Annotated in this window: 23 protein-coding genes and 1 tRNA gene; 16 read left to right on the plus strand and 8 right to left on the minus strand. The window is 68.2% G+C overall.

Annotation, left to right across the window (positions count from 1 at the left end; all coding sequences use genetic code 11):
• The first annotated feature begins 1 nt into the window (after window position 1).
• From ACWDR3_RS05345 to ssb, 4 genes are all read left to right on the plus strand, one after another.
• Complete coding sequence (locus ACWDR3_RS05345; protein WP_450350954.1) at window positions 2–2,146, plus strand: hypothetical protein; 2,145 nt, start codon at window positions 2–4, stop codon at window positions 2,144–2,146.
• A 220-nt stretch (window positions 2,147–2,366) separates the two neighbouring features.
• Window positions 2,367–2,672 (plus strand): hypothetical protein, encoded by a 306-nt coding sequence (locus ACWDR3_RS05350; RefSeq protein WP_450350956.1) that lies wholly within the window; start codon window positions 2,367–2,369, stop codon window positions 2,670–2,672.
• A gap of 19 nt (window positions 2,673–2,691) precedes the next feature.
• Window positions 2,692–2,976, plus strand: a complete 285-nt coding sequence (locus tag ACWDR3_RS05355) for a hypothetical protein (RefSeq protein ID WP_450350958.1) — start codon at window positions 2,692–2,694, stop codon at window positions 2,974–2,976.
• A gap of 23 nt (window positions 2,977–2,999) precedes the next feature.
• On the plus strand, window positions 3,000–3,449 hold the full coding sequence (gene ssb, locus ACWDR3_RS05360) for a single-stranded DNA-binding protein (protein WP_450350960.1): 450 nt from the start codon (window positions 3,000–3,002) through the stop codon (window positions 3,447–3,449).
• A 143-nt stretch (window positions 3,450–3,592) separates the two neighbouring features.
• Here the strand turns inward: ssb and ACWDR3_RS05365 are convergent, their stop codons facing one another.
• Complete coding sequence (locus tag ACWDR3_RS05365) at window positions 3,593–4,540, minus strand: HNH endonuclease (protein WP_450350962.1); 948 nt, start codon at window positions 4,538–4,540, stop codon at window positions 3,593–3,595.
• A 271-nt stretch (window positions 4,541–4,811) separates the two neighbouring features.
• Here ACWDR3_RS05365 and ACWDR3_RS05370 point away from each other — a divergent pair, with 271 nt between their 5' ends.
• The 6 genes from ACWDR3_RS05370 to ACWDR3_RS05395 all read left to right on the plus strand — a co-directional run bounded on the left by ACWDR3_RS05370 (window position 4,812) and on the right by ACWDR3_RS05395 (window position 11,815).
• Window positions 4,812–5,513, plus strand: a complete 702-nt coding sequence (locus tag ACWDR3_RS05370; RefSeq protein ID WP_450350964.1) for an SAM-dependent methyltransferase — start codon at window positions 4,812–4,814, stop codon at window positions 5,511–5,513.
• Window positions 5,510–6,436, plus strand: a complete 927-nt coding sequence (locus tag ACWDR3_RS05375) for a bifunctional DNA primase/polymerase (protein ID WP_450350966.1) — start codon at window positions 5,510–5,512, stop codon at window positions 6,434–6,436. The genes ACWDR3_RS05370 and ACWDR3_RS05375 overlap by 4 nt, the downstream gene beginning before the upstream one ends.
• A gap of 196 nt (window positions 6,437–6,632) precedes the next feature.
• Window positions 6,633–7,880 (plus strand): DUF3631 domain-containing protein, encoded by a 1,248-nt coding sequence (locus tag ACWDR3_RS05380; protein ID WP_450350968.1) that lies wholly within the window; start codon window positions 6,633–6,635, stop codon window positions 7,878–7,880.
• A gap of 95 nt (window positions 7,881–7,975) precedes the next feature.
• Window positions 7,976–8,341, plus strand: a complete 366-nt coding sequence (locus tag ACWDR3_RS05385) for a helix-turn-helix domain-containing protein (protein ID WP_450350970.1) — start codon at window positions 7,976–7,978, stop codon at window positions 8,339–8,341.
• A 71-nt stretch (window positions 8,342–8,412) separates the two neighbouring features.
• The gene (locus ACWDR3_RS05390) at window positions 8,413–9,927 is read left to right on the plus strand and encodes a LacI family DNA-binding transcriptional regulator (protein WP_450350972.1); all 1,515 of its coding nucleotides are present in this window, start codon (window positions 8,413–8,415) and stop codon (window positions 9,925–9,927) included.
• 400 nt (window positions 9,928–10,327) lie between these two features.
• Window positions 10,328–11,815 carry a hypothetical protein gene (locus tag ACWDR3_RS05395; protein ID WP_450350974.1) on the plus strand — a complete coding sequence of 496 codons (1,488 nt, stop codon included), beginning with the start codon at window positions 10,328–10,330 and terminating at the stop codon, window positions 11,813–11,815.
• 591 nt (window positions 11,816–12,406) lie between these two features.
• Here the strand turns inward: ACWDR3_RS05395 and ACWDR3_RS05400 are convergent.
• The 3 genes from ACWDR3_RS05400 to ACWDR3_RS05410 all read right to left on the minus strand — a co-directional run bounded on the left by ACWDR3_RS05400 (window position 12,407) and on the right by ACWDR3_RS05410 (window position 14,523).
• A tRNA-Pro gene (locus ACWDR3_RS05400) sits at window positions 12,407–12,480 on the minus strand.
• Between the two features lie 41 nt (window positions 12,481–12,521).
• Window positions 12,522–13,301, minus strand: a complete 780-nt coding sequence (locus ACWDR3_RS05405) for a Pr6Pr family membrane protein (RefSeq protein WP_450350976.1) — start codon at window positions 13,299–13,301, stop codon at window positions 12,522–12,524.
• Between the two features lie 268 nt (window positions 13,302–13,569).
• Window positions 13,570–14,523, minus strand: coding sequence for a metallophosphoesterase (locus ACWDR3_RS05410; RefSeq protein WP_450350978.1), 954 nt, complete (start codon window positions 14,521–14,523; stop codon window positions 13,570–13,572).
• A 203-nt stretch (window positions 14,524–14,726) separates the two neighbouring features.
• Between ACWDR3_RS05410 and ACWDR3_RS05415 the strand changes: the two genes are divergently transcribed.
• Window positions 14,727–15,194 carry a GatB/YqeY domain-containing protein gene (locus ACWDR3_RS05415; RefSeq protein ID WP_450350980.1) on the plus strand — a complete coding sequence of 156 codons (468 nt, stop codon included), beginning with the start codon at window positions 14,727–14,729 and terminating at the stop codon, window positions 15,192–15,194.
• Between the two features lie 206 nt (window positions 15,195–15,400).
• On the opposite strand, the gene ACWDR3_RS05420 is transcribed toward ACWDR3_RS05415, so the two are convergent.
• The gene (locus tag ACWDR3_RS05420; RefSeq protein ID WP_450350981.1) at window positions 15,401–17,695 is read right to left on the minus strand and encodes a transglycosylase domain-containing protein; all 2,295 of its coding nucleotides are present in this window, start codon (window positions 17,693–17,695) and stop codon (window positions 15,401–15,403) included.
• A 407-nt stretch (window positions 17,696–18,102) separates the two neighbouring features.
• On the opposite strand from ACWDR3_RS05420, the gene wblA reads away from it, so the two are divergent.
• Window positions 18,103–18,441, plus strand: a complete 339-nt coding sequence (gene wblA / locus ACWDR3_RS05425; protein WP_401719065.1) for a transcriptional regulator WblA — start codon at window positions 18,103–18,105, stop codon at window positions 18,439–18,441.
• A 62-nt stretch (window positions 18,442–18,503) separates the two neighbouring features.
• Here wblA and ACWDR3_RS05430 read toward each other — a convergent pair whose 3' ends face one another.
• Together ACWDR3_RS05430 and ACWDR3_RS05435 are read right to left on the minus strand one after the other, a co-directional pair.
• Window positions 18,504–19,886, minus strand: a complete 1,383-nt coding sequence (locus tag ACWDR3_RS05430) for an ArsA family ATPase (protein ID WP_450350983.1) — start codon at window positions 19,884–19,886, stop codon at window positions 18,504–18,506.
• A gap of 85 nt (window positions 19,887–19,971) precedes the next feature.
• Entirely contained in the window at window positions 19,972–20,949 is a 978-nt protein-coding gene (locus tag ACWDR3_RS05435; protein WP_450350985.1) for an ArsA family ATPase, read from the minus strand.
• 105 nt (window positions 20,950–21,054) lie between these two features.
• Between ACWDR3_RS05435 and ACWDR3_RS05440 the strand changes: the two genes are divergently transcribed.
• From ACWDR3_RS05440 to ACWDR3_RS05455, 4 genes are read left to right on the plus strand one after another with little or no spacing between them, the layout of a single operon-like run.
• A complete protein-coding gene (locus ACWDR3_RS05440) occupies window positions 21,055–21,213 on the plus strand; it encodes a DUF4177 domain-containing protein (RefSeq protein ID WP_003967454.1) in 159 nt (52 codons plus the stop codon).
• On the plus strand, window positions 21,210–21,674 hold the full coding sequence (locus ACWDR3_RS05445; RefSeq protein ID WP_450350987.1) for a RidA family protein: 465 nt from the start codon (window positions 21,210–21,212) through the stop codon (window positions 21,672–21,674). Before ACWDR3_RS05440 ends, ACWDR3_RS05445 begins: the two co-directional genes overlap by 4 nt.
• 58 nt (window positions 21,675–21,732) lie before the next feature.
• Window positions 21,733–22,626, plus strand: coding sequence for an NUDIX hydrolase (locus ACWDR3_RS05450; protein WP_450350989.1), 894 nt, complete (start codon window positions 21,733–21,735; stop codon window positions 22,624–22,626).
• On the plus strand, window positions 22,623–23,453 hold the full coding sequence (locus ACWDR3_RS05455) for an MBL fold metallo-hydrolase (RefSeq protein WP_450350991.1): 831 nt from the start codon (window positions 22,623–22,625) through the stop codon (window positions 23,451–23,453). Before ACWDR3_RS05450 ends, ACWDR3_RS05455 begins: the two co-directional genes overlap by 4 nt.
• Before the next feature lie 88 nt (window positions 23,454–23,541).
• Here ACWDR3_RS05455 and ACWDR3_RS05460 read toward each other — a convergent pair whose 3' ends face one another.
• Window positions 23,542–24,216 carry a Crp/Fnr family transcriptional regulator gene (locus ACWDR3_RS05460; RefSeq protein ID WP_123998683.1) on the minus strand — a complete coding sequence of 225 codons (675 nt, stop codon included), beginning with the start codon at window positions 24,214–24,216 and terminating at the stop codon, window positions 23,542–23,544.
• Between the last annotated feature and the right edge of the window lie 107 nt (window positions 24,217–24,323).

A 24,323-nucleotide genomic window follows, 5' to 3' on the forward strand; every position in this document is an offset into this window, starting at 1 on the left:
CATGACTGCCACCGAGGCCACCATGACCAGCAACAACAGGAAGAGCAGTAGGTCGAAGTCGAAGAAGGCTCCGGCTTCCCCCGGTGGTCCGGTGTGGGACTGGGCTGCCGGTCACGGACCCGTGACCGGCGCTCTGTCCGCCACCACCGGCATGTTCGCCGTGGCCACCGCCGGCACCGCCACCGGCATGCCGCCCGGCTGGGCACTCGCGGTAGGTGCGGCGGGCGCGCTCGGGCATGCCGCCGCGGGCATCCGGCTGCGCAACGCCGGCCGCACGATCGCCGCACGGGCCGCGTCGTGGCTGGTCGGGGCGGGCTGGACGACGTGGGCCATGACGCATGGGCCGCTGACCTGGCAGGCGCTCGGTTTCCTCGCTGTGATCGGGGTGGGCATGGGCACCGCCACCCGGTCGACGAACCTGTACGAGGAGGCTCGCGAGGAAGAGGCCGTGGCTGCTGAACAGCGGGCGGTGGCTGCGGAGTTGTCTGCGGAACGCCGCGCCGTCGCAGAGGAGTGGGTGGCGCGGATCGAGCGGATCTGTGGCATTCGGCTGCACGTCTTCGCCGTCGAGAAGTGGGCCGCGGGAACCGGGTTCACCATCGACGCGGAACTGCCCGGCGGCGCCACCTTCGACCTGATCAGCAAGCGGTCCGCAGCGCTGTCCGCGGACGCGCAGTTGCCGCACGGCTGCACCGTCGCCGCCGGACCCGGCATCCACCAGGGCCGCGCCCTGATCGACGTGGCCACGGTCAATGTGCTGATGGATGAGCGGACTTACCCCGCCGACTACACACCGTTGTCGGTGCACTCCGGCATTCCGTGGGGCTACCGCTCCAACGCGGACGAGATCCTCGCCTACCTGCGCGAGCAGTGCGCACTCGTGGTCGGGCCCACCGGATCGGGCAAGACCAACATGGTCCACATCATCCTGGCCGGCTTCGCCCGCGCCACCGACGTGCTGCCCTGGGTGATCGACCTCAACGCCGGTTCGGCAGGCCTGCCCTGGGTCCTGCCCGCCCTCACCCACCAACCCGCCCCCGGCGAGCGCCCGATGCGACCCGGGGTCGACTGGCTGGCCTCCACCTACGAGGAAGCCCTGCTCATGCTGGACACCGCGCTCGCGGTGGCCCGGCATCGCAAGACCGCCTACCAAGATCTGATGCACCGCAACAACACCGACTTGCTGCCCATCAGTCCCGCGATCCCGCAGATCGAGCTCCTGATCGACGAGGGTGCGGAGATCCTGGTCAGCAACGACCGGCGCATGCGCAAACTCGCGGAGAAGATCTTGGAAGTCATCCGCATCGCCCGCTCCATGGGCATCCGCACCGTCCTCACCGCGCTCGGAGCCACCGGATCGGTGCTGGGCAACCTGATGATCCGTCGTGAGGCCAAGGTGCGCGTCGCGCTCACCGGGGGCGAGACGGAAGGCATGGATCTGTCGAAGATGTTCCCCGGCTCCCGCGGTCTGCGAGTGGAGCAAGCCCCCTACAAGGGGGCGGGGTTCATGGGCACTCCGGAGTCGCCGGCCGCGTTGTTCAAGACGTGGCGGATCCTCCCGCACCAGATCCGCGAGATCGTCGCCGCGACGAGCGAGCGGCATCCGGTACTCGACTCCGTATCCGCCGTGGCCGCTGGCGACGCGTACGCGCGCCGCTGGGACACCGGCCGCATCGCCTGGATGGGCCACCCGCACACCCCCGCGCTCGACAACGAGGGTGTGGAGGGTCGACAGGGTCTCAACCTATCCGCGCTGCGCGGCAGTTCGGATTCCGCGCCTGTTGCGGACTCGGGGTTGGAGGTGGATCGGCTCGCGGATGCGTTCAGGCGCGAGATCGACGAGCACTTTGCCACCGCCCCCGAACCGGAGCGTCCACGCCGTGAGCGTCCGGGGCTGAACCTGTCCGCACTGCGAGCTGAGCAGGACAGCCCCGCGCAACAGGCCGCGCTCGCCGCACTGCTCGCCGCCGGGCCGGAGGGCACGGGTGCGTCCGCGATCGCCCGCGCGCTCACGGACACGTATGGGACGACCCGTCAGACGGTGGTCGGCTGGCTGAAAACGTGGGTGGAGGACGGCACTGCCGTCCGCGTCGGGGAGGGCACCAAAGCCCGCTACGTCCACCGGTCCCACGCGTCCGGCACCTGATCACTTGTCGCTTGTCACCCCCGGCCCCCACAGGCCGTCCGCCGTGGCCCAGGCGCCCGAAGACGGCTTGTGACCTGGGAGGCGACAAGCGACAAGACAAGACAAGCGACAAGCCGCACGACAAGGAAGACGACAAGCAACGCGACAAGCACACCACCCCACCGCACGGGCCCGCGCCACCACATGGCGCGGGCCCGCGGCCTACCCCGAGGGAGCAGAAATGAGCCAGCACCTCCCGCCCGGCCAGATAGCCCCGCACATCCCCGCCGACCTCTACCAGCACGCCCAGGCCACCGGACAGCCGGTCGTCATCGTCGTCACCGCCACTACCCCGGCGGGCTTCCCCTGGCAGAAGTTACTGATCCCGTTCGCGATCGCCGGGGCCGCCGCGCTCGGCACGTGGGGGGCGGTCGCCGCGCTGTGCTGGCTGATGGACGTCGCCGCACACACCGCCACCGTCATCGCCGGAGTCGCCGGACCCGTCGGCGCCGGCGGCATCACTCTCAAGCTCTTCGCGAAGAAGTAGCCCAGGAAGGCCAACACCCGTGATGCGACTGCGCATTCAGGTCTCCCACCGGCTTGGCTGGTGGCTGGTCCTGACCGACATCCCCCGCCCTGACTGCCGCGACTGCGAGGGAGACGGCGGTATCGAGTACCCCTACAGCGACGACGACGGTGAGTACGCCGGCAGCGACTGGGAGCCCTGCGGGTGCTGGAACGAGAACCGCCGCTGGCGCCTGCTGCCCCTGCCACGACTTCTCCGCCTGCTACGCCGCCGCAGCCGTGACCCGTGGGCCCCTCACGGCTACAGCAACCAACCGCCCTTCTAACCCTGCGAGATCAGGAGACAAGCATGTCGTTCGGAGAGACCCCCATCACGCTGGTCGGCAACCTGACCGACGACCCCGAGTTGAAGTTCACCGAAGGTGGCGCGGCGCTCGCGAAGTTCACGATCGCCGTCACCCCGCGCTCCTTTGACCGCACCGCGAACACGTGGAAGGACGGCACCACCGCGTTCTACCGCTGCGCGGCCTGGCGGACCCTGGCCGAACACGTCGCCGACAGTCTCAAGAAGGGCTCGCGCGTCGTCGCCTCGGGACGGATGCGCCAGCACGACTGGACCAACGATGAGGGCGAGAAGCGCTCCATGCTCGCCGTCGAAGTCGACGACATAGGCGCGTCTGTCCGGTTCACCACCGTGAGCATCAACGCCAAGCCCGCCGCACAGAGCGGTGCGGGCGGCGATGACCCGTGGGCCAAGACCAGTACCGGAGCCGCCGCAGACGCCGAGCCCCCGTTCTAGCTGTGCCAAGGGCGACCCCCCTCATCTCGCCAAAGATCACGGGGTCGCCCTTGTCAGCCAGTCACCCATCAAGGAACTGGAGAGCACCCAGCATGGCTCAACCCGTTACTGTCCGGCGAGTAGAACTCCCTCAGCGGGGTGATCTACGCCGGGAGGCTGGCCGCCGGCAGGTTCGGGCGGTGCATGTCCCAGTGCTTGGCCAGCCATTTCACGTGGTCGGCCGTCACGGGCACGGCGAGCGGGGCGCCGTCGAGTTTGGCGTAGTCCGGGTAGGCCTTGAGCGCGTCGTCCAGGTGCAGTGTCCGGGCCTGGGGGTGGACGGCGATCAGTCCGAGGTCGAAGAGGCGGTGCAGGTCGCGGCGCAGCAGCAGGCCGCCGCCCTTGTGGTGCTTGCCGTTGGCCGCGTAGCTGTACAAGTGGGCGGCCTCCAACGCCTGTACGGGGGCTGGTCCGGTGAAGGCGCACACCTCACCGAACACCTCCAGCAGGTGGTTGCGGAAGGCCGGTTGCCCCTTGCGGACCCGGATGGTGGCCGTGCCGTGCCCTTCGGCGATCATCCGCTGGGTGGTGTCGATGACCCGCAGCGGCAGCGGTACGCCACCGTGGGTCAAGGCGTGGTGGAAGTCGTCGAAGCGCAGCTCGCGCAGTGAGTTCTGCGAGGCCGGCTTAACGCACAGGGCGCGCAACTGCGGTGCGCTCAGGGTGCCGCGCGCGTCGATCCAGCCGGCCTCGTGCCGGCTGCGGTAGGTGGTGACCTGCTTGGTCTTCCAGCCGGCCTTGTCGTTCTCGTGCTTGCACTCCTGGTTCCAGCACACGAACCGGGGCAGCTTCTGCTTGCGTTCGGCCACATCCGCCTTGCCGCACTTGAGGCAGTACGGGGTCTCCTTCTCGTCCTGGCCGACCTCGATGTCCTCGATCACCGACAGGCCCAGCAGCTCGGTGGCGTCCCACAGCGCGATCACGTCACCGACGTTCAACGTCGCGTGGTTGGGGACCGTGCTGTCCCAGCTGTAGTGGGTGGCCGGGTTGTCGTCGTAGCCCTCGCTGATCCGCTTGCTGCCGTCCTTGGCCAGCACCAACCACGCCGTCATGACGCCCTCCCGTAGAACACACCGAACCACACTCCAGCGCGCGGGCACGTTCCCGCGCGAGCGCCTGTGATCCAACGTAGCGGGACCCACTGACAACGCCCCACGCGATTTTCCCGGCCCCGCCCTCCATACAGCGGGGCCGCCTCACGCTCCCCGCCCGCGCGCTCCGCGTAGGGCCGGGGGTTTTCGCGGGCGGTCGCCCCTCACCACAAGACGGCGACCGCCCTTTTCTCCACCCGCCAACGGGACTGACCTGATGGAGGTCTCCAGCATGACCCACCCCATCCCCCTACGCCCAGCCGGACCCGCTCGCCGGCCTCGGTTGCTGGACCTGTACTGCCACCGCGGCGGCATGGCCATGGGCTTCCACCAAGCCGGCTTCGACGTCGTCGGCGTCGACCAGGACGCCACCTGTGCCGAGGAATACCCGTTCACGTTCGTCCACGGCGACGCCATCGACTACCTGCTCGCCCACGGCCACGAGTACGACCTGATCCACGCCTCCCCGCCCTGTCAGGCCGACTCCCCGCTCAACGCCTACAACAAGAAGACCTATCCCCGCCTGATCGGCCCCACCCGCATCGCCCTCCACGCCGTCGGCACGCCGTACGTGATGGAGAACGTGCCCGCCGCCGGCTGGCAGATGCGCCAGCCCGTCACCCTGTGCGGGCCCATGTTCGACCTGCCCCTGTACCGCCACCGCCTCTTCGAGACCTCGTTCCCGCTCACCGCGCCCGCCCATCCCGCGCACGTGGCACGGTGCGCCCGCAATGGCTACCTGCCCACCCCCGAACGACCGTTCATGACCATCACCGGCGGCCGGCACTCCAAGGCTTGGCAGCGCGCCGCTGCCGACGCCATGGGCACCCCGTGGATCACCACCATCAGGGGCGTGTGCGAAGCCATCCCACCCGCCTACGCCCACTGGATCGGCAGTCAGTTCCGCACCCTCGAAGTAAGGAGGGCGGCATGAGCGAGCCCTCGCCCGTCTCGCTGGAGACTCTGCATCTGCTGGCCGCCGCCCTGCTATCGGCGGAACGCGGTTGGCCCGTCATCCCTCTGGTCCCGAACACGAAGCGTCCTGCCGGACACCCCGAACGGGACTGCCCGCGCACCGGCCGCTGCACCGACGGGCACCGCACCCCGGAGCAACGCGCCACCACCGAACCCGAGTTGATCCGTGCCGCGTGGGCGAACCGGCCCTACAACGTGGGGATCGCGACCGGACCGGCCGGCCTGCTCGTCATCGATCTGGACGTACCCAAACCGGAAGAGCCAGAAGGAGCGCCTGACGGCGCCACTTCCTTCAAGGCGCTCTGCGAGCGCGCCGGACAGCCCTGTCCGTACACCTACCAGGTGCGGACCCCCAGCGGAGGACGCCACCTGTACTTCAAAGTGCCGTCCAACGTGACGTTGAAGTGCAGCGTCAAACGGCTCGCCCCGCACATCGACACCCGGGCCTGGGGTGGCTACGTCGTCGCCGCCAACAGCACCACCGACCAGGGCACCTACGAGGTAGCCGAGGCTGCCCCGGTCACGACGCTGCCCGCGTGGCTCGCCACCCTGCTCACCGAGCCTGCCAAGCCGGCGGTTGTGCCCGCGCTCGCTCCAGTGCGAGACGGCACCAAAGCCGCCCGCACCGCCCTGGAGCAAGAGTGCGCCGTCATCCGGGCCACCTCCGAGGGCGGGCCGAACGGCCGCAACGCCACGCTGTACCGCAGCGCGTGCAAGGTGGCCCGGTTCGTGGCTTGGGGACACATCCCCCGCCACACGGTCGAAGAGGCAATCCAGGCGGCGGGGGAGTCCACGGGACTGCCGGCTGCCGAGTGCCGCACGACGATCCGCAGCGCCATGGAGTGGATCCTCGCCAACGTCACACTGCGGGAGGCCGCATGACCCCCGCGACCACCCGCTCCCCCCGCCTGGATTGCCTCATCCCCGCCCCGGACCGGCCGCGGCACGCCCCGCCCGCCCGCGATGGGCGGGGTGTGGGCGCCCGAAAGAAGTCCGCCCGCCAGGGCGTCCTTTCAGCCCTTCCCCCGGCCTGCCGCACCTCGCGCTCGACACGTAACTCCGAAGGGAGGAACGCCGCATGAACCCCACCATCGACGGGGCCGCGCTGCTGGATGAGGTGGAAGCCTTCCACCGCCGCTTCAACGTCTTCCCCACGGAACACGCCTACGTGGCCGTTGCGTTGTGGGACGCGCACGCGCACCTGATGGACGCGCTGGACGGCACCGCCCGCATCGCCTTCCTCAGCCCCGAACCCGGATCCGGGAAGTCACGGGCGCTGGAGATCATCGAGACCCTCACGCCGCGCGCGGCCACCACCGTCAACGCTTCCGCGAACGCACTGTTCCGGCTCGTCTCCGCGGATGAGGGCACGCCCACACTCCTCTTCGACGAGATCGACACCGTGTTCGGGCCCAAAGCGGGCGGGAACGAAGAGGTCCGCGGGTTCCTCAACTCCGGCTACCGGCGTGGCGCAACGTCCCTGCGCTGCGTTGGTGAAGGTTCTGACCAGAAGGCAGCGTTCCTCCCGTCGTTCTGCGCGGTCGCCATGGCCGGCCTTGGTTCACTGCCCACCACGATCCTGACCAGGTCGGTCATCATCCGCATGCGCAAGAAGGCGCCCAACGAGAAGTGCGAGCCCTACCGGCGGCGCATCCACGAGAAGCAGGGCCACGTCCTGCGGGACCGGCTCGCGGACTGGACTGCCCCCCTGCACGACCAGATCGCCGCGGCATGGCCGGACATGCCGGAAGGCGTCACGGACCGGCCGGCGGACGTGTGGGAACCCCTGCTCGCGGTCGCCGACGCGGCCGGCGGGAACTGGCCCGAACGCGCTCGCGCCGCCTGCATCGCGCTCATCAAGGCAGCGTCCGAAGGGGATCAGGCATCCCTGGGGGTGCGCCTGCTGACCGACCTGCGTGACAAGGTGTTCTGCGGAGTGGACCGCATGCCCACCGCGGCCATCCTGGAAGTCCTCCTCAACCTGGATGACGCCCCCTGGTCCGACATGAGCGAGGACGGACAGAACATCAAGCCGCTCACCGCACGCGCCCTCTCGAAACTCCTGAACCAGTACGTGCGCCCCGACAACAGCCCCATCAAGCCCCGCGGCATCCGGGTCGGTGCGTCGACCCCGAAGGGCTACTACGCGGAAGACCTCAGCGACGCCTGGAACCGGTACTGCCCCCCGGACCCCCAGAAGTCCGCAACGTCCGCCACATCCGCAACACCGCAGGTCAACGGGGGTGAATCTGTGGCGGAAGGCCTTTTCGAGAGCCGCCACATGTTCGCGGAAACCGACACACGCACCCTCCGCAGCGTCGGCTGACGCTGCCCGTCCTCGGTCCCGTCGCGTGCTTCGCGTGGCGGGACCTATCCGCAACACAAACGGCATCCGCCACAGATTCAAGCCGCTGACCAGCAATGTTGCGGCGTGGCGGATGTTGCGGATTCCCCAGAAGGCAGAGAGGAGCCACGAAGGTGGCGAAGGAGAGAAGCCTTCCCCTGAGCTATTCGGCTGCGGACGTAGCGGCATCGCTGGGGTGCTCGGAGTGGTGGGTTAAGGAGCAAGTCCGCAGGCGCCGCATCCCGTTCATGAGGAGCGGTGGAGGCTACCGCTTCACCGGAGATCACGTTCGGGAGATCTTCCACATCCTTGAGGAGCGGCCCAGCGCGGCGACTCCCGCCGATCGCGATACCAAACCCCAGAAGCGGGCCACGACGCAGCCGATCGGTCCAGTAGTGAGCCTTCGTGCACGCAGTCCACGTCGCGCACGGAACGCCGCTTGATAGATGAACCAACCACGAGGGGCGGTCGCCAGCCATGGCGCCCGCCCCTCGCTTTGCCGCGAAAGGGAACCATGGGCTACGGAGAGAAACGCTCCGACTACTACCGAGGCCGGTACTGGATCGCACCCGGTGTGCTCCGCACCGTGGTGGACGCCAACGGTGCCACGATCCGATTTGCCACCAAGCGCGATGCTGCAAAGGCAGCGAACGACGCGGAGGCCAAGGTCAGAGAGGTCGGCTACCGCGACCCGAACGCCGGCAAAGAAACCTTCGGGGAGTATGTGAACCGCTGGTACGCGGCCCAGGATTTGGCCGCATCCACCATGCAGAACTACAAACGGCACATCGAGGAGCACCTCCTCCCCGCCTTTGCGGACAAGGCCATCGCAGACATTCAACCCACGGACGTTGCCACTTGGGAGAAACGCGAACGCGCTGTTCCCTACGCTGCGTCCAGTGTGAAGACCTGGCACGGCACGCTGCACCTCATCCTGGCCGATGCCGTGGATGAGGGACTTCGCGATTCCAATCCGGCGACCAAGCGGCGCGGCCGGGGCAAGCGTGCCGGCCGCTCTCGGAACCGCGGCCCTGAGAAGGTGGTGACCGACGCTCTCGGAATCCTGCTGACAGCCGAGCGTGCTGCGCTGTTGTCTGGTCGTGATGACGAATTCGTGGCCGTGGTTTTGAAGGGCTACACCGGCATGCGCTGGGGTGAAATCGTTGGCCTAGAGCGCCAGTTCGTCCGCTCCGCCTCGGTTCGGGTGGAGTGGCAGCTCTACGAACTCGACTCGGGGGAGTTCGAGCGCTGCCCGCCTAAGGACGACTCCTACCGGACCATCGACACGCCACAGTGGCTCTCCGGCTTGGTCGCAAGCCATATCGCCAGGACCGAGTCGGTAGCGTGCGCATGCCACGAGTACGACTACGTTTTCTGTGGTCACGGCCCCGCCAACGGCGCTGCCCGGCAAGTCGGCGCAAAGCTGATCGACGTTGCCCGCCGTGCGGAGGTCTCCGCGGCGACAGTCTCGAACGTGCTCAACAGGCCGGACACGGTCGCGGAGCAGACGCGGATCAGAGTGGAAACAGCCATTGCGGAACTCGGCTACGTCCGTACAGGCCAGTCGGGAGAGACAGCAGCGCACTGGCGCCGAACCGGTTTCGCGACCTGGCTGTTCCATCCGGCCACAACGGGGTGGTACCCGAAGAAAGCCCCGCAGGAAGCGCGCCCCGTACCCGTGATGGCGCACCCTTGGCCGGGGGTGCCGGCGCGAGGTCGGAATGCGTCAGGGCGCGCCGATGCTTGCTGGCTGCCGATCGCACGGGGTCTCACTCCGCACGGGCTCAGGCACTCCCACAAGACCGTCATGGAGGAACTCGGGACCCCGCCCAAACTCATGGACCAACGGATGGGACATGAGGATGGCTCGGTGCAAGCCCGCTACTCACACATCACGGCACGGATGAGGAACCGACTCATGGACGAACTGACCGAGCAGTGGGAGAAGGCATTGGCGGCACGTTTTGCTATGCACCCGCAGTCACCGGTGCGCGCGCTCGATGCGTTGCTGAGGGCGAGTCGGGAGTGACATTGGGGAGTCGATTTCCTTGATCCTCTCCCCGGCTACTCCCCAGGGACCCTGAGGAACGAGTCAGGGGCGGTTCCCCTTTAAGGGAAACCGGCCCTGACCTGGTGCAGGCAGAACTCTCCCAGTGGCGCATATCAACTCCGGTAGCCCAGGCAAGGGCGGCATGGGCGTGGTCACCCACGAGTGCTGCCTGTCATCATCGGTCGGCCTCGTACGGCCCAGGACGCTCAGGCACCGGTCAGAGCCGACGGAGTGGATGCCGATGTCCTCGGCACGGCGCTGCCGTGGAGCACGGGCCTCGCGTGAGCGGTGCTTAGCACCCACAGGCCGTTGGGGTTTACGCAGAGTGAACGAGTGGGTACGGCATCAGCGTCAGTGCGACGTTGATCCAGGGGGCGGCATGCGGGTTTCGGAGTACTACAACCTCAATCGAGGACAAGGGACGCTTGATTTCGTCGATGTGGACACAGTTAAGGACGTCCCTGTCTACATCGACCCGAGCACAATTCGCCACCTATCTGATGACTGGGGGAAAGAGTGTATCCAGATGCTGACGACGTTTTTCGATAGCGTCCTCGATGCGGTGCGCCTCGGAGATAGAGCACGAGCTGACTACCTCCTCGGAAATCTTGGCGAGCCGAACGAAACCCACCTCGGCATCTCAAAAGGAAAGAGTGCCGGGAGGGGTTTTGGCAAGTGGATGCGGCAAGAGTTCGCTTCCAAGTTGGCCAAAAGTCAGGCCGCTAAGTCAGGATTGATTGAGGATTTGGAGGACACCGCCTTCTTTATCGATAAAGTTGACAAGGATATCGTTTCGGACATCACGACAAACATTATTCGCGGTCCGCTGATTGCATATACGCGGCAAATGGCAACCGTCTTTGGTATCCCGCTTGAGAAGGGTGTCGATAGCGGGCCGGTCTGGAATGCGCATGCCTTGAAATGGGAGAATGGGCTCACTGAGCTACCTATCGCAGACGGGGAAAAGCTGCTCCTCGTCCCGAAGGCAATCGTCCGTCGAGACCTCCATTTGTCGCGATCGGAGTACTACCGAAACCACCTGGTGCCAACACTACAGTCTGAAGAGGAGGCCGATCCTCGCAGCAAGTTGGTCAATGTCTTGAAGAGCGGGAAGAGAAAGGTTTACAAAAAGGATGTGGAGGAGAAGTACGGCTCCACTAAGCCGGATGTGACGCGAGAAACACTCCAGCGTCCAACGGTCTACCACAACTACAAGGAAATCAAGGCTCAGGTCGCTCCTGACGTAATTTCGCACTCTGAATTGAGTGAGGCGAACAGCACCCCTCCGCCCGACTATCAGGCTCTCCTCCAAGCCGTACTGAACACTCGTACCGGAAACGCAGAAGCAAACAACTATCACGCCCGCGTCGAGGCCTTGCTAACGGCCTTGTTCTACCCTTCACTCATCATGCCGGAAATGGAGCATGAAATCCATGAGGGCCGAAAAAGGATTGACATCACCTACACCAACAACGCGAAGGATGGATTCTTCGCATTCTTGATTCGTCACAAAATTCCGGCGCAGTATATTTTTGTGGAGTGCAAGAACTACGGTCGCGAAGTGGCAAACCCTGAGCTCGATCAGATTTCGTCTCGCTTCTCTCCCTTGCGAGGGAAATTCGGCATTCTCGCCTGTCGGTCCTTTAAGGGCAAGGATCGATTTCTCAGCCGGTGTCGCGATACAGCCCTCGACCATCGCGGGTTCGTCGTTGCTCTGGATGACGATGACATGGCGAAGTTGGTTGATGATGTGACGGCTGCCATCAACTGGGTGCCCCCATTTCCGCCGCCTGGCCAGCCGGCCGTCCCGCCGCGGGTAGATGACTATCCGCTTCTGCATGAGCGCTACAAGCGCCTCGTTAGCTGATTAGGCTGTCGGCCTGGCCTGAGGCGCTCCCCGGTCAACCTGCGAGCGGTCGGTGGAGTCGCAGGGGGCGACCACCACCCAAGCGATCTATAAGAACCGTCGTGGCAGCGATGTCACCACAGGTGCACACCCGACCGCCTCCACGCGATGAGCAGTGAGAAGGGCCTCTGACCTGGATGGTTGGTCAGGGGCCCGTTGTCGTGCGCTCGGCTCTGTGGCTGCCCGGTTTTCGTAATGTCGTACCATTCGATCAGGCGCGCGACCTGGTCGCCAGGGCCGCGTCTGCTCGGGCTTGCCTGGGGTGACGGCAGGCGGGATGGGAGCTCCCTGCGCACGCAACACTCGGCCGGCACCCGCGAACGGCACCCTGTCCATCTCGGAGCCTGAGCACTCCCGCCGGAAGCTGCCTTGACTGCTGCCGCGCACTTCGTTGATCGACTCATGGCCTATGGCCCTATCCACATGTGGGCGCGTCGGCGCAGCCCAGCCGAGGCTTGATCCACTCCCCAATTACTCCCCAGGGGCCCTGAGGAACGAGTCAGGGCCGGTTCCCGTGAAACGGAAACCGGCCCTGACCTGGTGTCACAACTGTCGGGGTGGCGGGATTTGAACCCACGACCTCTTCGTCCCGAACGAAGCGCGCTGCCAAGCTGCGCTACACCCCGATGTCGCTGCTGTACTGCTGGTCGCGGCGACGTCGTTTACTTTAGCCCACCGGTGGCCCGAGACGAAATCCGGTTTTCGCGCGGTGACGGATGAGGTTCGGGCGGGCGTGGTCCAGGGCGACCAGCAGGATCGCGAGGGCGTAGAAGGCGAGGCCGAGGAGGAGGGCGTTGCCCAGGACGCTCTTGTAGCCGTGGAGGTCGACGTCCAGGAACGGGTAGAGGTAGCGCCCCCGCGTGCCCGGGACGATCAGTTCACCGCGACCGAGTGAGAAGGCCAGGTACGCGAAGGGGTACAGCAGCCATGCCGCCGCTTGGCGGAGGTGGAGGCGGCCGGGGGCGGTCAGCAGCAGCCAGTCCAGGACCGCCGCTATCGGCGTCACCGTGTGCAGGACCTGGTTGGTGATCGTCTGCCAGCCGGTCAGGGAGCCGCTCGTCACCGAGAACGGGGTCGCCGCGTCCGCCAGGAGCAGGTGGTAGACGAGGCCGGTGATGGCTACGTAGAGGAGGGTCGCGCCGGTCAGGGCCGAGGGGAGGGGGCGGCGGGCCGACCAGGCTCGGCGGGCCGAGAGGACCAGGACCAGGGCGAGAAGGATGTTGCTCTGGATCGCGAAGTGGCTCAGTACGCGGACCGGACTGCCGAGCAGCAGGTCCACGGTCACCGCCCCGGCCGCGAGCAGGGCGACCAGGAGTCGGTAGACGGCGGTGAGTGGGCGGCGTACCGGAGTCACCACCGCGGTGGCGGGGACGGGGGAGGGGAGCAGCGCGGGTACACCCGGGATCGCGGGGAGGTTCGGGATGTCCCTGGGTATCGGGGCGGTCATGCCCTCACGCTAAGCAGGCGGGACGAAAGGGGCGATACGGGCGGGCTGTGTGGGTTACTCCGGTCGGCGCCGTGGTCGTAGCCGCCGTGGCAGGGGGCGCGCCCGTCATCGGCGTACACGCCCTGCCATCCCTGCGCCCGCCCCTGCGGACCCCTGTCGTAGCCCGCCCCTGCGGACCCCTGTCGTAGCCCGCCCCCGCGGACCCCGGTCGTACTACCTCCGCCTAGCCCCCTAGCCCCTAGCCCCCTCGAAGCCCCGCCTCCTTTACTTACCTTCGCCCCCGAACCCCCCGCCCCTCGTCCCGCCCCACCAACGTCAGCAACGTCACCTCCGGCGGGCACGCGAACCGGACCGGCGTATAGCGGTTCGTCCCGCAGCCCGCCGAGACATGCAGGTACGACGTACGCCCCTCCGCCCGATGCGTCGACAGGCCCTTCACCCGGTCCGCGTCCAAGTCGCAGTTGGTGACTAGGGCGCCGTAGAAGGGGATGCAGAGCTGGCCGCCGTGGGTGTGGCCGGCGAGGATCAGGGGGTAGTCGTCGGCGGTGAAGGAGTCCAGTACGCGGAGATACGGCGCGTGGACGACGCCCATCGAGAAGTCCGCCGTACCGGACGGGCCGCCGGCCACCTCGGCGTAGCGGTCGCGCTTGATGTGCGGGTCGTCCAGGCCGGTTAGCTCGACGGACACGCCCTCGACCTTCAACTGCCCACGCGTGTTGGTCAGGTTCTGCCAGCCCGCCGCGTCGAAGCCGTCCCGCAGGTCCTCCCACGGGTTGTGGATCGCTTGCACGGCCGGTGCGTTGCCGTTGAGACCGTGCCGGCCGTTGGCCTTCTCCAGCAAGTAGCGGGCGGGGTTGCGGAGTTTGGGGCCGTAGTAGTCGTTGGAGCCGAAGACGTACGCGCCCGGGAACTCCATCAGCGGGCCCAGCGCGTCCAGGACCTCGGGGATGCCCTCCGGGTCGGACAGGTTGTCGCCCGTGTTGATCACGAAGTCGGGGCGCAGGCCGGCCAGTGAGCGCAGCCAGCGCTGTTTCTTGCGCTGGCCGCCGACCATGTGGATGTCGGAGACCTGCAGCACGCGCAGCGGGCGCATCCCGGAGGGCAGGACGGGGACCGTCACCCGTCGCAGTCGGTAGGAACGGGCCTCGAAGCCCGCCGCGTAGGCCACTCCGGCGGCGCCGGCCGCCACGATTCCCAGGGGTACTCCGTAACGTGCGCGCATACCACCATCGTGTCAGACCGTACGGACATCGCGTGCCCGCGGTCCCCCGACTCCGTGCCCCGGTGACTCCACGATCCGGCGGCTCCTCGACTCCGGCGATTCCGCTCAAGTCCGTGGGCCCGCCTGCCTTTTGAGCCCGCGTACCCCACCGCCCCGCCAAATCGACAGGCGTTCAGCTCCCCGTACCTGCGACAATCGACCGCATGACCACGTCGCTCAAGTCGAAGCTGCAGGAAGACCTCACCGCCGCCGTCAGGGAGCGAGACGAGCTGCGCTCCTCGACGCTCCGGCTGACGCTCGCCGCGATCACCAAGGAGGAGGTCGCGGGCAAGACGAAGCGCGAGCTCTCCGACGACGAGGTGCAGAAGGTGATCGCCAAGGAGGCGAAGAAGCGCCGTGAGGCGGCCGACGCCTTCGCGCAGGGCGGTCGGGCCGAGAGCGCCGAGCGGGAGAAGGCGGAGGGCGTGGTGCTCGCCGAGTACCTGCCCAAGCAGCTCGGCGACGAGGAGCTGGAGCAGATCGTCGCGCAGGCCGTCCAGGAGGCGAAGGCGGCCGGGGCCGAGGGGCCGCGGGCCATGGGTGCCGTCATGAAGATCGTGAACCCGAAGGTGGCCGGCCTGGCCGAGGGCGGCCGCGTCGCCGCGGCGGTCAAGAAGCTGCTCGCCGGCTGAGCGGCTCGCGCCTGTACGGCTACGCACCCGCCGTACGACGAACGGCTCCTCGCCTCCCTACGGAGGTGAGGAGCCGTTCGTCATGTGGATCAAGAACCTCGACGGACCGCGGCCCGGCGCTTCAGGACCTGTCAGGCCAGGACCGGCCCGGCGCTTCAGGACCTGTCCGCCCAGGACCGGCCCGGCGCTTCAGGACCCGTCAGGCGCTAACCGCGCCCCCCGTTCCCGTTCCCGTTGTTCCCCCCGTCCTGTCCCTGGATGAAGCCCTCAGGGATGGAGAAGGTCGGGTCGGGGGTGGTGCCCCCGTCGGTTCCGCCGTCGTTGCCGCCGACCGTCAGGCCGCCGATGAGGCCGCCGTTGTCGTTGCCCTGGTTGTCGCCGTTGTCACCGTCGTCGTTCCCGTCGCCCTTGTCCTTGGGCTTGTCCGGCGGGATGTAGGCGAGGCTGAGGTTCTCCACCGGCTTGCCCTCCAGCGCGCCGTTCATCATGTCGCGCCAGATCGGACCGGGCACCTCACCGCCGTACACCTTGGCGTGCGAGACACCGCCGATGGTGATGTTGGTCATGCGCCGGTCGTGGGCCGGGTCGCCGACCCAGACCGCGGCCGCCATGTTCGGGGTGTAGCCGACGAACCAGGCCGCGTAGCGGTTGTCCGTCGTACCGGTCTTGCCGGCGCTCTGCCGGCTGCTGAGGCCAGCCTCGGAACCCGTACCGTCCTCGACCACGCCCTTCAGGAGCGTGCTGACGGTGTCCGCCGTGGTCTCCGACATCGCCCGCGAGCAGGTCGACTTGGGCACCTGGAGCGACTTCTTCTGGTTGCCGACGGTCTGCGTGATCGACTCGATGGCGACCGGCGTGCAGTACATGCCGCGCGCGGCGAAGGTCGCGTACGCGTTCGCCATCGTCAGCGGCGACATCTCCTGGGTGCCGAGCGCGATGGACGGGGCCTGGACGATCTTGTCGCCGTCCGCCCGGTTCACGCCCATCTTCTTGGCCATGTCGACGACCGGGCAGATGCCGATGTCGCTGATCAGCTGGACGTAGTAGGTGTTGACCGACTTCGCGGTCGCCACCCGCATCGAGTACGGGCCGTGCTCCGACTCGTCCTCGTTGGTCAGCTTGGCCGGGTTGTTCGGGTCCGTGCGCCAGGTCTTGTCGTCACAGATCGACACCGGGCTCGGGTAGTTCATCTCGTACGGCGACGAGAACTGCTGGTTCGACGGCGTGCCGCCCTCCAGCGCGGCGGCGGCCACGATCGGCTTGAACGTCGAACCGGGCTGGTAGCCGGCGCCACCGCCCATGTCCTGGTCCACCGAGAGGTTGATCGTGGTCTGGTGGGCCTTGGTGTCGATGCCGTACGGCCGTGACTGGCCCATCGCCAGGATCTTGCCGGTGCCGGGCTGGACGATGGTGGCGGCGGTCGCCACCTCGTCGCTCTGGTAGACGTGCTCCTTGATGGACGCCTGGGCCGCTTCCTGCGACTGCGGGTCCAGCGTCGTACGGATCGTCAGACCGCCCTGGTTCCAGATCTTCGCGCGGGCCGCGCTGGTCTTGCCGAAGACCGGGTCGTTGAGGAAGACCTCGCGCACGTAGTCGCAGAAGAAGCCGGCGCCCTTCACGGCGGTGATGCAGCCGTTCTTGGGCTTGCTGACCTTCAGGCCCAGCGGGGCCTTCATGGCCTTGTCGGCCTCCGCCTTGGAGACGTCGCCGACCTCGGCCATGCGCGCGAGCACGGTGTTGCGGCGCTTGGTGGCCTCGGCCTCGTCGTTCACCGGGTCGTAGCGGGTCGGCGACTGCACGATGCCGGCCAGCAGCGCCGACTCCTGGAGGTTCAGGTCCTTGGCGTGCTTGGAGTAGTAGCGCTGGGCGGCGGCCTCGACGCCGTAGGCCTGCTCGCCGAAGAACGTGATGTTCAGGTAGTTCTCGAGGATCTTCTTCTTGCCCAGCTCCTCCTCGACCTGGATCGCGTACTTCAGCTCCTTGATCTTGCGGCCGAGGGTCTGCTGGGTGGCCTGCGCGACCTTCGTCGGGTCGTCGCCGGCCTCCTCCACGAAGACGTTCTTCACGTACTGCTGGGTGAGCGTGGAGGCGCCCTCGGCGACCCCGCTGCTCTGCACGTTCTTGTTGAGGGCGCGCAGCACGCCCTTCAGGTCGACGGCCCCGTGCTGGTAGAAGCGCGAGTCCTCGATCGCGACGATCGCCTTCTGCATGTACGGCGAGACGCTCTTGAGGTCGACCACCGTGCGGTTGCGGGAGTAGACGGCCGCGATCTGGCCGCCCTCGGCGTCGAGGATCGTCGTGCGCTGGCTCAGCGGCGGGGTCTTCAGATTGGCCGGGAGCTCGTCGAAGCTCTCCACCGAACCCTTCGCCGCGAGGCCGAGCGCGCCGAAGGCAGGCAGCGCGATGCCGGCCAGGACGCCGCCCGCGAGGACACTGACACCGAGGAACTTGGCGGCCTGTTGTGTGGGTGACAGACCACCGCCCGAACGCTTCTTTGGCATGGGGGCAGCCTACGTTCTCATTCGCCGGACACGCGTATATGCCTTGGCCTAAGCTGCTCTCAACTGTCACAGCAGTAGGTCCACGTATCAATACGTCCGGCGACCCCGAATCGTTCCGGAGGTTCCCCGACTTTCTGGTGGGGGCGTGTCCGAATCCGCCTTGTGTGTCACCAGGTGCCCGTTGTGACTCGGCTGAACTGTCCCGGTTTTCCGGGAAAGTCACGTATGTCACCAGCTCACTCCCCCGGGTGATCTGCCGCTTACGCATAGTCCGTTCGGGCCATTCAAGATTGGGCCCGAAGGGGGTGTTGCGCTGTGCCCACCTTCCGTAACGTCCTCAACTGGCAGCGGTGAATATGCCGCTGCCGCCGTGGGGGAGCCTCGATTCGGGAGAGGACGGCGCCGGTATGGGCTGGGTAACCGACTGGAGTGCGCAGGCCGCCTGCCGCACTACCGATCCGGATGAACTGTTCGTGCAGGGAGCAGCGCAGAACCGGGCCAAGGCGGTGTGCACCGGATGTCCGGTACGCACCGAGTGCCTGGCCGATGCGCTCGACAACCGCGTCGAGTTCGGCGTGTGGGGAGGCATGACGGAGCGGGAACGCCGCGCACTGCTGCGCCGGCGGCCGACCGTCACCTCGTGGCGCAGGCTGCTGGAGACGGCTCGTGTCGAGTACGAGCGCGGGGTGGGCATCCTGCCGCTCGACGACGACGAGATCTACGAGAACTACGCGGCGGTGAGCTGAGGCGACCCCTCGGCACCTCGTCGCCCCAACAGCACCACGCCTCAACAGCCGTTGCCGTCGGCTCAGTCGCCGTCGGTCTCGGGCAGCTCCGGCCGGTTGGCCGCGAGCCGGTCACCGATGTCCCGCAGACCCACGAGGTCGTGCACGTCACCGGGCAGCGCGGCCACTTCCGTCACCGCCACCTCGGGGTGGCGAGCCGTGAAGCGGTCACGTGTGCGCTGCTCGCGGGAGAGCACGTGCATACGATCGGCGTGCAGCCTCAACAGGCCCGCGGTGAGCCGGTCGACGCTCTGGTCCTCCTGATCCGGACCGGGGGAGCCGGGATCGGACGTGGTGGACCCGTCGGTCGCGTCGTCGGCGGTGTCACGGGCTGTGGATGCGGGAGATTCTGAACTGCCGTACGTGTCGGGAGAGTTACGAAGACCAGCTTTCCCGCCGTGCTGATCGACAATGCGGGGCTCCGCAAGATTTTCCGCGGCGGCGAGCGCACGCTCGGCCGACAGCCGGTCGGCGCCGCTGCCGTGGACCCGGTTGAGCACCAGTCCGGCCAGCGGCATGTCCTCGGCCGCCAGCCGCTCCACGAAGTACGCGGCCTCGCGCAGCGCGTCCCGCTCGGGCGCCGCGACCACCAGAAACGCCGTCCCGGGCGCCTGCAACAGCTTGTACGTGGCATCCGCGCGCGTGCGGAAGCCGCCGAACATCGAGTCCATCGCCGCCACGAACGTCTGCACGTCCTTGAGCAGTTGGCCGCCGAGGAGCTTGCCCAGGGCGCCGGTCATCATCGACATCCCGACGTTCAGGAACTTCATCCCCGCGCGTCCGCCCACCTTGGCGGGCGCGAGCAGCAACCGGATCAACTTGCCGTCCAGGAAGGAGCCGAGCCGCTTGGGCGCGTCCAGGAAGTCGAGCGCCGAGCGGGAGGGCGGGGTGTCGACGACGATCAGGTCCCACTCCTCCTTCGCCCGCAGCTGCCCGAGCTTCTCCATCGCCATGTACTCCTGCGTGCCCGCGAAGCCGGCCGACAGCGACTGGTAGAAGGGGTTCGACAGGATCGCGGCGGCCCGCTCGGGATCCGCGTGCGCCTCGACGATCTCGTCGAAGGTGCGCTTCATGTCGAGCATCATCGCGTGCAGTTCGCCGCCGCTGCCGGAGTCCTCGATGCCCTTGACCCGGCGCGGGATGTTGTCCAGCGAGTCGATGCCCATGGACTGGGCGAGCCTGCGGGCCGGGTCGATGGTCAGGACGACCACCTTGCGCCCGCGCTCGGCGGCCCGCAGCCCCAGTGCCGCGGCCGTGGTGGTCTTGCCCACCCCGCCCGAGCCGCAGCACACCATGATCCGCGTCTTGGGGTCGTCGAGCAGCGGGTCGATGTCGAGCACGCGCGCGGGGGAGAGCCGGTGGCGTGCGTTCTCCTGGGCGTCGGTGTTGGCCGCCTCCGGGCTCATGACATCCCCTGCTTCCCCTGGTCGCGCTGCTTCCGACTCGTGCTCCGGCCCACGGACCGACTTCCGCCCCGACTCCTGCGCCGGCTCATGACATGCCCTGCCGGCGCAGCTCCCTGGCCAGCCCGTACAGCCCTCCGAGGTCCATGCCCTCGGCGAGCAGCGGCAGTTCGTGCAGCGGCAGGCCCAACTCGGCCAGGACCGACCGCTGTTCAGCCTCCAGCGCGTACCGCTCGGCGTACTCGCTCGCCTCCGCGAGCAGCGGGTCCACCAGCTTCTCCGCGTTCCCCCCGCGCCGCGCCCCGCCGAGGCCCGCGGCGGACAGGGACTTCGCGAGGGCCGTACGCGGTGTGCTCCCTACGAGTTCCAGGTCTGCCGCGTCCAACACCTCCGGGCGCACCATGTTCACCATGATCCGGCCCACCGGCAGCCGCGCGGCGCGCAGTTCGGCGATTCCGTCGGCGGTCTCCTGGACGGGCATCTCCTCCAGGAGCGTCACCAGGTGCACGGCCGTCTCCTTGGACTTCAGCACCCGCATCACGGCCTGCGCCTGATTGTGTATCGGGCCGATCTTCGCCAGACCCGCCACCTCGTCGTTCACGTTCAGGAAGCGGGTGATGCGGCCCGTAGGAGGCGCGTCCATGACGACGTAGTCGTACGCGAAGCGTCCGCTCTTGTCCTTGCGGCGCACCGCCTCGCACGCCTTGCCGGTCAGCAGGACGTCCCGCAGGCCCGGCGCGATGGTGGTCGCGAAGTCGATCGCGCCGAGCTTCTTCAGGGCCCGTCCCGCGCCCCCGAGTTTGTAGAACATCTGGAGGTAGTCCAGAAGGGCCAGCTCGGGGTCGATGGCGAGGGCGTACACCTCCCCGCCACCCGGAGCGACCGCGATCTTCCGCTCCTCGTAGGGCAGCGCATCGGTCTCGAAGAGCTGCGCGATGCCCTGGCGGCCCTCGACCTCGACGAGAAGCGTCCGCTTCCCCTCGGTCGCGAGGGCCAGCGCGAGTGCGGCGGCGACCGTCGTCTTGCCGGTCCCGCCCTTGCCGCTGACGACCTGGAGCCTGCTCACGTCTTCGAGCCTAACCAGTCTGTGCGCAAGCTACGCGGCAGCCTGTGGACAACGTGGCGACAGTCGCCCCCTGAGCCCTGTGGACCAGCCGCTAAAGTCGGCCACATGACCAAGTGGGAATACGCAACCGTGCCGCTGCTCGTCCACGCCACGAAGCAGATCCTGGACACCTGGGGCGAGGACGGCTGGGAGCTCGTCCAGGTCGTGCCCGGGCCCAACAACCCCGAGCAGCTGGTGGCCTACCTGAAGCGGGAGAAGGCATGAGCGCCGTCGAGGCGAAGCTGGCCGAACTCGGCCTGACCCTGCCCGAGGTCGTTCCGCCGCTCGCCGCCTACCAGCCCGCCGTGCTGTCGGGCGTCTACGTCTACACCGCGGGCCAGCTCCCGATGGTGGAGGGCAAGCTGCCCGTCACCGGCAAGGTCGGCGCCGAGGTCACGCCTGAGGAGGCCAAGGACCTCGCCCGCATCTGCGCCCTGAACGCGCTGGCCGCCGTCAAGTCCGTGGCCGGCGACCTGGACCGCATCGCCCGCGTGGTGAAGGTCGTGGGCTTCGTCGCCTCGGCGTCGGACTTCACCGGCCAGCCGGCCGTCGTCAACGGCGCCAGCGAGCTGCTCGCCGCCGCCCTCGGTGAGAAGGGCGTGCACGCGCGCAGTGCCGTCGGCGTGGCGGTGCTGCCGCTGGACGCTCCGGTGGAGGTCGAGATCCAGGTCGAGCTGGCCCCGTAACCCGCTCTGACCTCGGGCACCTCTCGAACATTCGCGCACCAGGGGATAGCCTCCGCCCATGGCGAATGGGCAGTGGTTCCCCCAGGACTGGCCGGACCGCATCCGCGCGCTGGCGGACGGCACGCTCACCCCGGTCACCCCGAAGCGCGCGGCCACCGTCATGCTCCTCAAGGACACCGACGGCGGCCCCGCCGTCCACATGCTGCGCAGACGCGCCTCCATGGCTTTCGCCGGAGGCGCGTACGCGTATCCGGGCGGCGGCGTCGACCCCCGCGACGACGAGCACCACATCCGCTGGGCGGGCCCCACGCGCGCGTGGTGGGCGAAGCGGTTCGGCGTCGACGAGACGGAGGCGCAGGCGATCGTCTGCGCGGCCGTCCGGGAGACGTACGAGGAGGCGGGCGTCCTGCTCGCCGGTGAGACGCCCGACTCCGTGATCGGCGACACGACCGGCCCTCAGTGGGAGACGGACCGGGCGGCCCTGGTCGACCGCGAGCTGTCCTTCGCCGAGTTCCTCGACCGCCGCGGCCTGGTCCTGCGCTCGGACCTGCTGGGCGCCTGGACCCGCTGGATCACCCCGGAGTTCGAGACCCGCCGCTACGACACCTGGTTCTTCGTGGCCGCCCTGCCGCACGGCCAGCGCACCCGCAACGCCTCCACGGAGGCCGACCGCACGGTGTGGATCCGACCGGAGGAGGCGGCGACCTCGTACGACAAGGGCGAGCTGCTGATGATGCCGCCCACCATCGCGACCCTGCGTCAGCTGCTGCCGTACGCCACGGCGGCCGAGGCGCTCGCCGCGGCCCCCGACCGCGACCTGACCGCCGTCCTGGCCCGCGCCCGGCTGGCGGACGGCGAGATCGTGCTGTCCTGGCCGGGCCACGACGAGTTCACCAAGCACATCCCGACCGACCATCAGACCGACCTCTCGACCGGTGGAGCCACGGCATGACGGACGCAGCAGCCCTTCCCGGTCAGCCCAGAGGCGGGGTCCTCTCGGGTCCCGCCACCGCCCGCGCCGTCAACGTCCTGGCGCCCAACGCCTCCGCGATGACCCTCGACGGCACCAACACCTGGATCCTCGCCGAGCCCGACTCGGACCTGGCCGTCGTCGTCGACCCGGGCCCCCTGGACGACGGGCACCTGCGCAATGTGATCGACACCGCCGAGAAGGCCGGCAAGCGGATCGCGCTCACCCTGCTGACCCACGGCCACCCGGACCACGCCGAGGGAGCCGTCCGCTTCGCCGAGCTCACCGGCACGAAGGTGCGGGCCCTCGACCCGGCACTGTGGCTGGGCGACGAGGGGCTGGGCGCCGGGGACGTCGTCCGGGTCGGCGGCCTGGAGCTGCTGGTCGTCCCGACCCCGGGGCACACCTCGGACTCCCTGTGCTTCCATCTCCCGGCCGATCGGGCGGTCCTGACCGGGGACACGGTCCTGGGGCGCGGTACGACGGTCGTGGCCCACCCCGACGGCCGCCTCGGCGACTACCTGGACTCCCTGCGCCGCCTCAGATCCCTCACGGTCGACGACGGCGTCCACACGGTGCTCCCGGGCCACGGGCCGGTCCTGGACGACGCTCAGGGCGTCGTCGAGTTCTACCTCGCCCACCGCGCCCACCGCCTCGCCCAGGTCGAGACGGCCGTCGAGAACGGCCACCGCACCGCGTCCGAGGTCGTCACGCACGTGTACGCGGACGTGGACCGTTCGCTGTGGCCGGCGGCGGAGCTGTCGGTGCGGGCGCAGATGGACTACCTGAAGGAACACGGCCTCATCTAGGCGCCTTTGCCCACTCAGGCGCTGTGCGCACGCGAAAACGGGGCCCCTCTTAAAGAAGGGCCCCGAAGTCGTACCGCCAAGACCGGCGTCAGCGCGACCGCTTGGCCAGCCGCTCGACGTCCAGCAGGATCACCGCACGCGCCTCCAGGCGGAGCCACCCGCGCTGGGCGAAGTCGGCGAGCGCCTTGTTCACGGTCTCGCGGGAGGCGCCGACCAGCTGGGCCAGCTCCTCCTGCGTGAGGTCGTGGACGACGTGGATGCCCTCCTCGGACTGCACGCCGAAGCGGCGGGAGAGGTCCAGCAGGGCGCGGGCGACGCGGCCGGGGACGTCGGAGAAGACCAGGTCGGACATCGCGTCGTTGGTCTTGCGCAGTCGGCGGGCGACGGCGCGCAGCAGGGCGCCGGCCACCTCGGGGCGCGCGCTCAGCCAGGGCTGGAGGTCGCCGTGGCCGAGGCCCAGGAGCTTGACCTCGGTGAGCGCGGTGGCGGTTGCGGTACGGGGGCCCGGGTCGAACAGCGACAACTCGCCGATCAACTCGCCGGGGCCGACGACGGCGAGCATGTTCTCGCGGCCGTCGGGGGAGGTGCGGTGCAGCTTGACCTTGCCCTCGGTGACCACGTAGAGCCGGTCTCCGGGGTCGCCCTCGTGGAAGAGCGAGTCTCCGCGCGCGAGGGTCACCTCGCTCATGGAGGCGCGAAGCTCCGTGGCCTGCTCGTCGTCGAGCGCCGCGAAAAGCGGGTTCCGCCGCAGAACGTCGTCCACGAGTTCTCTCCTTGTCGACCTGCGCAGGGGATCTTGCGCCCCCTTGGTACCAGGGGACCGTGCTCCCCATCTTGCCGGACGGTCCAAACAGTGTGATCTGTCACAAG

The organism is Streptomyces sp. NPDC001002 (assembly GCF_053599215.1).